Here is a 12,724-nt window from a genome sequence, read left to right as displayed (position 1 = left end):
AAATTTTATCTTTGCGGCTATGGCAAATTCTGAAGAAGCAGCAACGCTTAAAAATATAGCCTCACACTGCAAGGAATACGGTTTTATATACCCATCCAGTGAGATTTACGATGGTCTGGCAGCCACCTATGACTATGGCCCGTACGGCTCAGAGTTGAAAAACAACATCAAGGAATATTGGTGGAAAGCCATGGTGCGCCTCAATGAAAACATAGTGGGCATTGATGCCGCTATCTTCATGCACCCGACTACATGGAAAGCATCGGGTCACGTAGATGCTTTCAATGACCCCTTGATCGACAACAAAGATTCAAAAAAACGCTATCGTGCGGATGTGCTCATAGAGGAGCAAATGGCTAAGCTTCAGGCCAAAATCGATAAGGAAGTGGACAAGGCCGCCAAGCGATTTGGTGATGCTTTCGACAAAGATCAGTTCACAGCCACCAACCCCAGGGTGGTAGGCTACGCAGAGCAGATTGCCGAAATCGAAAGCCGAATGAAGTCTTCCATCGAATCGGGAGACCTGGAAGCGCTGAAACAACTCATCGTGGACCTGGACATTGCCGATCCCATTTCGGGCACCCGAAACTGGACAGACGTGCGTCAGTTCAACCTCATGTTTAGCACAGAGCTGGGATCAGTGGCGGGAGAATCCGGTAAAATCTACCTCCGACCTGAGACTGCCCAAGGTATTTTCGTGAATTACCTGAACGTACAAAAAACCAGCCGCCTCAAGCCTCCCTTTGGTATCGCTCAGATCGGAAAAGCCTTCAGAAATGAAATCATCGCCCGTCAGTTTATCTTCAGAATGCGGGAATTTGAGCAAATGGAAATGCAATTTTTCATTCAGCCTGGCACCGAAATGGAATGGTACGAGCACTGGAAAGCTAAAAGAATTGCCTGGCACAAAGCACTGGGACTGGGTGATGACAACTATCGCTTCCATGACCACCTGAACCTGGCCCATTATGCCAATGCCGCCTGTGACATAGAATTTAATTTCCCCATGGGATTCAAGGAGCTGGAGGGTATCCACTCCCGTACCGACTTTGACCTGGGTGCGCATGAAAAATTCTCCGGAAAGAAACTAAAGTATTTTGATACCGCTACCAACGAAAGCTACACACCCTATGTACTGGAAACATCCATAGGTCTTGACCGTATGTTTCTGGCCGTGATGTCCGCTTCCTATGTAGAAGAAAAACTCGCTGATGGCAGCGAACGCACCGTCCTCAAAATACCACCGGTACTGGCTCCTGTAAAAGTGGCCGTATTGCCTTTGCTCAATAAAGATGGGCTCCCAGAAAAAGCTGAAGCCATCATGCGCGAACTCAAGCTTGACTTCAACGCCCAGTATGATGCTAAGGATGCCATAGGTAAGCGATACAGAAGGCAGGATGCCATCGGTACCCCATATTGTGTGACTGTGGATCACCAGACTTTGGAAGACAGCACCGTCACCATTCGTGAAAGGGACAGCATGGAGCAGCAGCGAGTATCTATCGAAGAGTTGATCGGCACTTTGGAGGAGAAGGTCAGCATGAAAACACTGCTTAAAAAACTCTAAGTCTTGATATCCGGGATCGTCATTGCCCTAGGGGGCTTGTTTGGATTGGGGGTTTACTACCTGCTATTCGGCAAGCTCCTGAGCGAGGGCACACTGGCCAGGCTGAGAATCTCTGCCAGCCTGAGTCCCGCACAAAAAGACAGGCTCAGCCGTCACTTCAAGTTTTATCAGCTCCTTCCACCCAAATCAAAGGCCCTTTTTGAATATCGGGTGGCCAAGTTCATTCGAATGAAGGAGTTTGTGCCCCGAAACATGACCCATGTGACCGAAGAGATGCAAGTGCTCATTGCTGCCTCTGCCATCCAGCTCACCTTTGGTTATCCTAAAGTGTTTCTGAGCTACTTCAGGTATGTGATCGTCTTCCCGGATCAGTTTTTTAGCAATGCCGGACAGCGCTATCACAAGGGAGAGGTGAATCCAAAAGCCAAAGCCATTGTGCTCTCCTGGAAGCATTTTGTGGAAGGGTATTCAAAATCTGATGGCGTCAACCTTGGTTTGCATGAAATGGCCCATGCGCTGCAGTTGGAGAACATCGTGATGAATGATGAGTATGACTTTCTGGACAGTGAGGCCATCAAACACTGGCAAACGCTGGCTTCAGCAGAGATCACCAAGATGCAGCATGATACCACCTCATTTTTTCGCGAATATGGAGCCTCCAATCATGCAGAGTTTTTTGCTGTGGCCGTAGAGAATTTCTTTGAACGACCGGTGGCATTTCACGATTACCACCCAGCCCTGTACCTTGCCTTGGCCCGGTTGTTAAAGCAGGATCCAATGTTACTAAGTCATTAGGTTCAGAACCTAGAAACTGAAAAGAACCAGATGACGGTTATTTGCTATCTTGTATGAAAGAAAAACTATGACGGAGATTATTTTTATTGTTGAAGAATCTGCGGAAGGGGGTTTTGAAGCCAAAGCCCTTGGAGAATCTATTTTTACAGACGGAGAAACCATTGATGAGCTCAAACAGAATATAAGGGAAGCTATTCAATGTCACCATGAAACAAACGCTCCAAAAATCGTCCGCTATTTAAGTCAAAAGTAACAATCAGTCGAATAGCGTCGCTGCTTATGAACTCCCAATCGTTCAATCGGCACTTCACCTTAGGAAAATGCCTCAAAATAAGGCGGAATAAAGGGTTTAAGTAAATTCGGGGTTAAGTTTGCGTCCACAGAACCTGAGCGACTCTACTTAAAGCATGAACTGGCTACAACTACTCTCTCCCAAAAGATTCGGTGACAAAACCGAAGCAACGATTTCAAAAGACAGCAGAAGCCGGTTTGAGCAGGATTATGATCGGCTCATCTTCTCTCATCCCTTCAGGAAACTTCAGGACAAAACTCAGGTGTTTCCCCTACCGGAAGATGATTTTGTACACACACGGCTCACACATAGCCTGGAGGTAAGCAGCGTAGGGAGATCTTTGGGTAAAGCGGTCGGCGAACGCCTCCTGGAAAAACATCCGGAGCTCTCTGAAAGGGGCTTCACTTTCTACGACTTTGGGGGCATAGTGGCGGCAGCCAGCCTGGCCCACGATCTGGGCAATCCACCTTTTGGGCACTCGGGAGAATCGGCCATTTCTTCGTTCTTCACAGATCATCCAAAGGGTAAAGCATTCCAGCAGCAAGTGGATCCGGCAGAATGGTCAGACCTCATCAGCTTTGAGGGCAACGCACAGGGGTTCAGAATCCTCAATGACGAAGAAAACAGTGCACTCAGGCTCACTTTTGCTTCCCTGGGGGCGTTCACCAAATACCCCAGATCCTCCTCTGCTCCCAAAGACAAAAATCGAAAGAGTCAGAAGAAATATGGTTTCTACAAAAGTGACAGCAAAAAATTCTCCGAACTGGCCACAGAGATGAGGCTCACGCCGATTGGCGAAGCGGCCTGGTGCCGGCATCCACTTACCTTTTTGGTAGAAGCTGCTGACGACATCTGTTATAACATCATAGATTTAGAAGATGGCTGTCGCCTCGGGCTGGTCCCATATGAAACCACACGGGACCTGATGGCCGCCATCATCGGCGAAAAATACCAGCAAGAAAAACTGGAACGCTCGCGCAATGTTAACCAGAAAATTGGTTTGCTCCGGGCATTGGCCATCTCGCAGCTCATTGGTGAATGTGTGGACCTGTTTCTGGAAAAAGAAGAAGACATCCGCTCTGGTGCTTTTGACGGTGCGCTCACTGAGCACATACCGTCGGCGGAGGCTCTGCAGGCCATTACTACCCTTTCGATAGAAAAAATATACCGGTCCAAACAAGTTCTGGAACGCGAAGCAGGAGGTTTTGAAGTCATCGGCAAGCTGATGGAAGCCTTTTGCATGGCGACTTATCACAAGTTTTTTGACAAGGAAAATTATACGCCCCGAATGAAATCCATTTTCAGACTACTCCCGGATTCTTTTCAGGATAAACTGGAGCAAGAGCCAATTACCATTTACGATTCACTGCTCATTGTCATGGATTTTATTTCCAGTCTTACGGATTCACACGCCATTAAATTATACAAAACCATTTACGGTTTTTCACTTCCGGTTTCCAAAGCATAAAAAGCCTCTTTATCAACTACTTAATTGAGTTCTCGGAACTGATAAAATCATTACATTTGCAGCTTCATTTTCCATGTGGACACGTTTAGCCAATATTATCCTTAAGTACCGCATCTCCCTAATGATCATTTTAGGGGTGATCACCATTTATATGGGGTACCAGGCCCAGTACATTCAGTGGTCATACGACATGGCCAACATCGTTCCTGAGGACGATCCGGATCAGGAATATTTCAGGCAGTTCAAGCAAACTTTCGGTGAGGATGGCAACATTCTGGCCCTGGGCTTCAAGGATAGCGCCATCTACCAGTCAGACAATTTCAAGAAAATGAAATACCTGACCCGCGAGCTGGAAAGCATCAATGGAGTAAAGGATGTGCTCGGTCTGGCCAACCTGAAAATGCTGGAGAAAAACAACGAGAAGAAGCGCTTTGAGCTGGTTCCGGTGTTTCCCGAAATTCCCGAGAATCAGGCCAAGCTGGATACCATGCTGGCCTTTGCCAAAAACCTGAAGTTTTACTCAGGGCAGCTGATCAATGCAAAAAATGGAGCGACGCTGATCCTCGTCACCGTGGAGAAAGAAGCGCTGAATTCAGAATACCGACACATCATGGTGGCGGACATTGTACGGGCCGGGGACCAATTTCATGATGCCACGGGGATCGACGTGAACTATGCCGGGCTGCCTTATGTACGCTCTGTCAATACCCTAAAAATTAAAGAGGAACTCAATCGATTCCTGATCTACTCGGTCATCATCACCGGGCTGATCCTTTTTGGATTCTTCCGATCACTCAAAGCGGTAGTTTTCCCATTGATCATCATTGGTATGATCGTGGTATGGGTACTGGGTACGATCTCTCTTTTAGAATACAAAATCACCTTGCTCACAGGGCTGATCCCTTCCATCATTGTGGTCATTGGTATCCCCAACAGCGTCTACATGCTGAATAAATACCATCATGAGTATTCTACCCATGGTGACCAGATGAAGGCACTCACCAAGATCATCAAAAACATAGGGATCGTTACCTTCATTACCAACTTCACCACAGCCGTAGGGTTTTTCGTGCTGGTCTTTACAGGCATTCCTATTCTGGTAGAATTTGGGATCGTGGCTGGAATCAACATCATGTGTACGTTCATTGTGAGCACCATCATGATCCCGTCGGTATTTTCACTTTTCAAACCACCAACCAGCCGTCACCTCAAGCACCTGGACTTTAAAATGCTCAATGGCGCCCTGGTGGGACTGGATGTATTGGTGCATAACCACCGAAAGCTGATCTTCATTACCACTGGCATACTGGTGGCCGTATCGGTGTATGGCGTAATGCAGCTTCAGTCCAACTCTTACATGGTGGACGACCTGCCCGAAGAGAGCCCACTGGCTAAACAGCTTCAGTTTTTCGAAGAAAATTTCAGCGGAGTAATGCCCCTGGAAGTGATCGTGGACACGGGCACCAAAAAGGGAGTTCAGAGTCTGAGCAACCTGCGCAAGATCAATGAGTTTGAGATGTTTCTGGATTCGCTGAAAGGCATCTCCCAGCCAGTCTCTGTGGTGAGCTTTATCAAAGCTTCCCGACAAGCTTTCTACAACCAGGATCCGGCTTTTTATTCGATCCCAAATAACCGGGAAAGTGCCTTTATCCTTCGCTACCTCAAAGAAGAAAGTGACGAAGGGGGCATTGCCAAATCCTTTGTGGACAGCACGGGTCAATTTATCAGAATCTCCCTGAAGATGCCGGACATTGGATCCAACAAGATGGACTCCCTTGTGAACACCGTCATCAGTCCTAAGATTGACGAGATTTTTGCAGACAGTAAAATGGATGTGAAGATCACCGGAACCGTTCCACTCTTTATCAAAGGCAACAAATACCTGATCGACAACCTCATCACCTCCATGATCTTTGCGTTCTTCATCATTGCAGTGATCATGGCGCTGTTGTTCAAAAACTTCAAAATGATCGTGATCTCCATGATCCCTAACATGATTCCGCTGCTACTGACAGGAGCCATCATGGGCTTCTTTGGGATTCCTTTGAAGCCTAGTACGGCATTGATATTTAGCATCGCATTTGGTATCTCCGTGGACGATTCTATTCACTTCCTGGCCAAATACCGTCAGGAACTACACGCACATAATTTCTTCGTCCCCATAGCAGTGAGCCGTAGCTTACGCGAAACCGGTGCCAGCATGATCTATACATCCATCATCTTGTTTTTTGGATTTGTGATCTTCACCCTATCAGAATTTGGCGGCACAGTGGCGCTCGGGAAACTTACTTCCATCACCTTGTTGTTTGCTATGCTCACCAACCTGATCGTGTTGCCCGCGCTGCTGCTCCAGTTTGACAATGGAAAACGCAACAAGAAAGATCATCCGTACATAGACGATTTTGCGAAAGCAGACTATGACAGTGAAGACGAAGAAACAGAAGAAGATAAAAACACATAAAAAATAGAGGCATAGGTGGCTAAATATCCAGAGTACAAACAGGTCAATTATCCGAAAGTGGCAGAGGAGATCCTCAAATTTTGGGAGGATCATGAGATTTTTGAAAAATCAGTAACCGAGCGGGAAGGTGCGCCTACCTTCACCTTCTATGAAGGCCCGCCATCGGCTAATGGCACCCCCGGTATCCACCATGTGATGGCCCGGGCCGTGAAAGACATTTTTTGCCGATACAAAACCCAAAAGGGATTTCAGGTAAAGCGAAAAGGTGGCTGGGATACCCACGGACTTCCGGTGGAGTTGCAGGTGGAAAAAGAGCTCGGCATCAAAAAAGATGACATTGGCAAAACCATCTCGGTAGCTGACTACAATCAGAAGTGCAAAGAGGCCGTGATGAAGTTTAAGGATGAGTGGGACCGGCTGACTATGCAAATGGGCTACTGGGTAGACCTGGATGATCCTTACATCACCTTTGATCAGAAGTACATGGAGTCCCTGTGGCACATTCTGAAAAAACTTTATGACAAAGGCCTGGTGTACAAAGGCTACACCGTACAGCCTTACTCGCCCGCCGCAGGCACCGGGCTCAGCTCCCACGAGCTGAACCAGCCAGGTACCTACAAGGATGTAAAAGACACCTCGGTGGTCGGACAGTTTAAGGTAAAAAAGGATGACCGGTCGGCATTTCTTTTCAGCGCAGCTGACGAAGACGTGCGCATGCTGGCCTGGACCACCACGCCGTGGACACTGCCCTCCAACTGTGCGCTTGCTGTAGGAGAGAAGATTACTTACGTGAAAGTGAAGACTTTCAACCAGTACACCTATGCTCCGGTGAGCGTGGTATTGGCCAAGGCTTTGGTCGGAAAATATTTTTCTGACAAAGCCAAAGACATCAAACTGGAAGATTACAAAGCCGGCGATAAACTTATCCCTTTTGAAATCACTCAGGAATTTTCCGGTAAGGATATCCTGGAGGTGCGCTATGAGCAGCTGATGCCCTATGTGACCAACGAAGATTTGGAAAAGAATGCTTTCCGCGTGATCGCAGGAGACTTTGTGTCTACCGAAGATGGTACGGGTATCGTGCATACAGCCTCCGTATTTGGGGCAGATGACTTTAGAGTGGCCCAACAAAACAATGTGCCTGCCATCCTGATCAAGGATGAAACCGGCCAGGATGTGCCTTTGGTTAACAAAAAAGGGCAGTTTGTAGATCAGGTCACTGACTTTGCGGGATACTATGTGAAAGAAGAATACTATGACGATGAAGTACGCAACGCCCCGGACTTTAAACCGACGGATGTACTCATCGCCATCAAGCTCAAGGAAGAAAACAAGGCCTTCAAAGTAGAGAAATACGAACACAGCTACCCGCACTGCTGGCGTACGGATAAGCCTGTGCTTTACTACCCGCTAGACTCCTGGTTTATCAAGACCACCGCCATGAAAGATCGGCTGGTGGAGCTGAACAAAACCATCAACTGGAAGCCTGCCTCTACTGGTTCAGGTCGATTTGGCAACTGGCTGGAAAACCTGGTAGACTGGAACCTGAGCCGCTCAAGATTCTGGGGCACTCCGCTACCGATCTGGGTCACCAAAGACCGAAAGGAAGAAATCTGCATTGGCAGCATTGCCGAGCTGCAGGCCGAAGTAAAGAAATCCATCGCTGCGGGATATATGAAAGAGGAAGTCGGTGACGACTTTGACCTGCACAGACCCTACGTGGACGATGTGGTGCTGGTTAGTGCCAGCGGCCAGCCCATGTATCGGGAGTCAGACCTCATCGATGTATGGTTCGACTCTGGGGCGATGCCTTATGCGCAGTGGCACTATCCTTTTGAAAATCAGGACACCTTTGACGCCAACTACCCTGCCGACTTTATAGCAGAGGGTGTGGATCAGACTCGTGGGTGGTTTTTCACCCTGCACGCCATTTCTACTTTGCTCAATGACAAAGTGGCTTTCAAAAATGTGATTGCCAATGGCCTGGTGCTGGATAAAAATGGCAACAAAATGTCCAAACGACTGGGCAACGCCGTGAATCCATTTGAAACCATGGATAAGTACGGCCCGGACGCTACGCGCTGGTACATGATTGCCAACGCCAACCCGTGGGACAACCTGAAGTTTGACATAGAGGGTGTGGCCGAGGTACAACGTAAGTTTTTCGGTACGCTCACCAACACCTATTCTTTCTTTGCACTGTATGCCAATCTGGATGGTTTTGACTTTTCAAAGCCTGCCCTGCCGATGGATCAGCGCACCGAAAGCGATCGCTGGGTCATCAGCCGACTGAATAGCCTGATTGCGGAAGCGGATGCAGCGTTCAACGACTATGAGCCTACCAAGGCAGCCAGAGCCATCCAAAACTTTGTGACGGATGACCTGAGCAACTGGTACGTGCGCCTGAACAGGAAACGGTTTTGGGTGGGTGAATACAACGCCGACAAAGAAGCGGCTTATCAAACGCTCTATACCGCGCTGATGACGGTGGCTAAGCTATCTGCGCCTATTGCGCCGTTCTATGCCGAGCACTTATTCCAGGATCTGAATAAAGTTTCCGGCCTGGACACCAGCGCATCGGTACACCTCGCCAATTTTCCGGTATCGGATACGGAGCTCATCGACGAGGAACTGGAGAAAAGAATGCACCTCGCACAGAGCGCTTCTTCGCTGGTACACAGCTTGCGCAAAAAAGAAAAAATCAAAGTACGCCAGCCTTTGCACAAAATCCTGATCCCGATCCTCAATGAAGCGGACAAGGATAGAATCGCTCAGGTGGCAGCGCTCATTATCTCCGAAACCAACGTGAAGGAAGTGGAGTATGTAGACGATGCCTCGGGCATACTGGTGAAGAAAATCAAGCCCAACTTCCGTAAGCTGGGTCAGCACTTCGGGCCCAAGATGAAGCTCCTAACCCCTCTGATCAACCAGATGGATCAGGCGCAGATCAAAGAACTGGAGCAAACCGGGGAATATGCCGTGGAGCTGGAAGGTGAAAAAGTGGTGCTGGGACTGGAGGATGTGGAGATCACCTCTGAGGATATCCCGGGATGGCTGGTAGCCAGTGAGGACGGCCTCACCGTGGCGCTGGACATCACCATCACAGATGAGCTGAAGAAAGAAGGACTGAGCCGCGATGTGGTAAACAGACTTCAGAACCTGCGAAAAGATCAGGGGCTGGAAGTACAGGACAAAATCAATGTGAGCTACCACACCAATGACGAATCGTTGAAATCTGCGGTGGAGGCTTTCAAAAGTTATATCCAAAAGGAAACCCAGGCGCTCTCGTTGGAGTATGTAAATGAGGCCAATGGTGGCACCTTGCTGGATATTGACGGCCTGGAGCTAACCGTGGCGATTGAAATAGCGAAGAATTAAACAGTCAATAGTCAATAGTTTATAGTCCACAGACCGAACAATGGACTAAAGACTAAGGCTATCGACTAAAATACCAGAAATTAGAATGGAGAAAAAACGAACACCTCTATACATCTATTACCTCATCAGCTTGCTGGTGATTGCCATCGATCAGGTGGTGAAAATGGCTGTCCACTTCAACATGGACCTGGGTGCCAAGGGTCAGATCAAGATCTTTGGGGACTGGTTTAAGCTGCACTACCTCACCAACCCCGGCATGGCTTTTGGCATGCAGATCGGGTTTATCGACAATGGAAAGCTCGTGCTCACGCTCTTCAGGCTGGCCGCCATGGTGGCGATTGGTTATTACCTCTACACCCTTTATAAGAAGGAAACCTCCAAAGGGTTGCTCATCTGCATAGCGATGATCCTGGGTGGTGCCATCGGCAACCTGGTAGATAGTATCTTTTATGGGGTCTTTCTGGACAATGCACCTTATGATGCCCCCACCCCATGGTTTTATGGCCAGGTGGTAGACATGTTTTACATCGATATCTGGGAGGGCCGCATTGCCGACTGGGTGCCGATCCTGGGCGGGGACTATATGGCCCTGTGGCCGGTCTTCAACATTGCCGATGCTTCCATCTTCATGGGAATCACGTTTATCCTCATTTTTCAGAAAAGCTTTTTCGGTCATGAAACCGAAAGTTCGGACCAGACGGAAGTGAAGGTGGAGCCGTAATAGGAGGCACCACCGCACAAGCACATCAGAAAACCTGACAAGTTCCAGAGACCTGTCAGGTTTGATTGTTTCCTGACACTCCGCACTTCTTTGCTTTACCGATCATAAATACCACAAACATGAAATCATTCCTTCTGTCAGTGGGCATTTTGGTACTGTCCACGGCCACTTACGCACAGATCCTCAAAGTCAACAAAGGAAGCATCGACTCAGACTCCTCCGGCTATTTGATGGGCAGCACCAGTGTGGACTTCAACCTGAACAATAAAAGCGCTACCGCCGAGCAGAGCATCACCTACACGGGCCTGGAGGCGGATGCCGACCTGGCCTTCATCGGGAAGCAACATGCCCATATCCTCATCAACCAGCTCAACTATTTCAAATCTACCGGCGGGCCTCTGATCAGCACGGGCTATGCACACTTCAGAACCAACTTTCTGCGCAAAAAGCTACTCTCCTATGAGCTCTTCACCCAGATACAGTACGATGGTGGCCGGAAGATGCCCCTGAGGTATCTCCTTGGCGGAAACACGCGATTGCGGCTAGCCAGCAGTGCGCACTCCAGCCTGTTTGTGGGCATCGGCGTGATGTATGAAAAAGAAAACTGGAAAATGCTCACCGATGAAACTCAGATCATCTACAAAAACCTCCTGAAGTCCACCAACTACATCAGCTATAAGCAGGCCTTCAATGAGCACGTGAACATCAACGTGATGGCCTACTATCAGGGTGGCTATGATGGGGAAGCGGATGTCTTCCGAAGCAGGATCAGTGGTGAGGCCGTGCTAAACGTGAAACTCACCAACCTCCTGGCCTTCAATACGTCTTTTTCCGCTCAGTACGAAGACCAGCCCATCATCCCGATCAATAAGCTGGTGTACTCCCTCACCAACGGGTTTAAGTTTTCGTTTTGAGGGGGTCAAAAAGAAAGTCACTTTCCGTAGGGTTATCTCCTCCCAACCCACTAACCAAGACGGAAATCACTCTCCTTAAGGTCTCTACCTGATAGTATTTTAATCAAAGGATACGTTATTTGAAAAAGGTGCGTACATTAGTTCAGCCTCTTAAAAATAATGAATCAACTAATAGCAAAATATCTCAAAGCCTTTAAGAAATTAAGGGTTGATAGATCGCACGGAATTGCCCCCCACAAACCTATCTTATTGATTACGATCATAGAGTCTTACCAGACAGGGGAAATATTAAATCGAAGGGTTTATATCACTCCTGAACTTGTTGCTCTTTTCAAATCCATTTGGAGTTCGCTAGTCACTACTTCACACGATTGCCGCATTTCTTATCCATTTTATTACATGAAGAGTGAGAGTTTTTGGAAACTCAAACCAAAAGCAGGGTTTAGTGATATTGATAAAATGGGCTCGTTAGTGAAAAGCTTCTCCAGTTTAAATTCGGCTGTTGATTTTGCTGAAATTGATAAAGAATTGTTTGAGCTATTAATTTCCGAAACGGATCGGGCGATTCTCAAACAATTTTTGCTCGACGAATATTTTCCTAATTCTCAGGGCAAATTTGGAGACGGTTCTGAGGGAGCAAGAGGTTTGATCTCAGGAATAAACGATCAAATAGTAAATGAACCTCCGGCGGAATACAGGGCATCAATTCGTCAATTGATAAATGAAAACAATGATGAGGAGATATTCCTAAGGGGAAGTCTGTTTAAACGTGAAATACCCAGAATATATAATCATCGCTGTTGCATTTCAGGAATGCAAGTTGATACGCCCCACAATATTTCCATGATTGATGCCTGCCACATTATTCCATTCAGTGAAAGCTATGATGATACCGTGACAAATGGCATTGCCCTTTGCCCAAATCTTCATCGTGCTTTTGATAGGGGTTTGATTTCAATAAATTCAGACTTTTCAGTTATCGTTTCTTCAAGTTTTATTGAGAATGAATCAGATTATTCCCTTAAGAATTTAGAAGGAAACAAACTTGAATTACCAAGCGATGAACGATTCTGGCCCAGTATTGAGAATTTGGAATGGCATTCCTTAACTATTTATAAGAGTATTTAG

The 12,724-nt window shown here is 47.5% G+C and carries 9 protein-coding genes; all 9 read left to right on the top strand.

Annotation, left to right across the window (positions count from 1 at the left end):
* Positions 1–19 precede the first annotated feature (19 nt).
* On the top strand, positions 20–1,567 hold the full coding sequence (locus GV030_RS12765) for a glycine--tRNA ligase (RefSeq protein WP_159582698.1): 1,548 nt from the start codon (positions 20–22) through the stop codon (positions 1,565–1,567).
* A 3-nt stretch (positions 1,568–1,570) separates the two neighbouring features.
* Entirely contained in the window at positions 1,571–2,362 is a 792-nt protein-coding gene (locus tag GV030_RS12760) for a zinc-dependent peptidase (protein ID WP_159582697.1), read from the top strand.
* Positions 2,363–2,429: 67 nt separating this feature from the next.
* Complete coding sequence (locus tag GV030_RS12755; RefSeq protein ID WP_159582696.1) at positions 2,430–2,615, top strand: type II toxin-antitoxin system HicB family antitoxin; 186 nt, start codon at positions 2,430–2,432, stop codon at positions 2,613–2,615.
* 154 nt (positions 2,616–2,769) lie between these two features.
* Positions 2,770–4,122 (top strand): deoxyguanosinetriphosphate triphosphohydrolase, encoded by a 1,353-nt coding sequence (locus GV030_RS12750; RefSeq protein WP_159582695.1) that lies wholly within the window; start codon positions 2,770–2,772, stop codon positions 4,120–4,122.
* 73 nt (positions 4,123–4,195) lie between these two features.
* On the top strand, positions 4,196–6,583 hold the full coding sequence (locus tag GV030_RS12745; RefSeq protein WP_159582694.1) for an RND family transporter: 2,388 nt from the start codon (positions 4,196–4,198) through the stop codon (positions 6,581–6,583).
* Between the two features lie 15 nt (positions 6,584–6,598).
* Positions 6,599–9,961 carry an isoleucine--tRNA ligase gene (gene ileS / locus GV030_RS12740; RefSeq protein WP_159582693.1) on the top strand — a complete coding sequence of 1,121 codons (3,363 nt, stop codon included), beginning with the start codon at positions 6,599–6,601 and terminating at the stop codon, positions 9,959–9,961.
* 85 nt (positions 9,962–10,046) lie between these two features.
* Complete coding sequence (locus GV030_RS12735) at positions 10,047–10,682, top strand: lipoprotein signal peptidase (protein ID WP_159582692.1); 636 nt, start codon at positions 10,047–10,049, stop codon at positions 10,680–10,682.
* Between the two features lie 119 nt (positions 10,683–10,801).
* Complete coding sequence (locus tag GV030_RS12730; protein WP_159582691.1) at positions 10,802–11,596, top strand: DUF481 domain-containing protein; 795 nt, start codon at positions 10,802–10,804, stop codon at positions 11,594–11,596.
* Positions 11,597–11,755: 159 nt separating this feature from the next.
* Positions 11,756–12,724 (top strand): HNH endonuclease, encoded by a 969-nt coding sequence (locus GV030_RS12725; protein WP_159582690.1) that lies wholly within the window; start codon positions 11,756–11,758, stop codon positions 12,722–12,724.

The organism is Marinoscillum sp. 108 (assembly GCF_902506655.1).
In the GTDB taxonomy this organism is placed as follows: Bacteria; Bacteroidota; Bacteroidia; order Cytophagales; family Cyclobacteriaceae; genus Marinoscillum; species Marinoscillum luteum.
The sequence above is the reverse complement of the archived record's forward strand: the minus strand, read 5'-3'. Positions and strand labels throughout refer to the sequence as shown.

Coding starts and splice junctions, on each gene's coding strand:
- GV030_RS12765 (WP_159582698.1), top strand. CDS start 20: ATGGCAAATTCTGAAGAAGCAGCAACGCTTAAAAATATAGCCTCACAC.
- GV030_RS12755 (WP_159582696.1), top strand. CDS start 2,430: ATGACGGAGATTATTTTTATTGTTGAAGAATCTGCGGAAGGGGGTTTT.
- GV030_RS12750 (WP_159582695.1), top strand. CDS start 2,770: ATGAACTGGCTACAACTACTCTCTCCCAAAAGATTCGGTGACAAAACC.
- GV030_RS12745 (WP_159582694.1), top strand. CDS start 4,196: ATGTGGACACGTTTAGCCAATATTATCCTTAAGTACCGCATCTCCCTA.
- GV030_RS12735 (WP_159582692.1), top strand. CDS start 10,047: ATGGAGAAAAAACGAACACCTCTATACATCTATTACCTCATCAGCTTG.
- GV030_RS12730 (WP_159582691.1), top strand. CDS start 10,802: ATGAAATCATTCCTTCTGTCAGTGGGCATTTTGGTACTGTCCACGGCC.
- GV030_RS12725 (WP_159582690.1), top strand. CDS start 11,756: ATGAATCAACTAATAGCAAAATATCTCAAAGCCTTTAAGAAATTAAGG.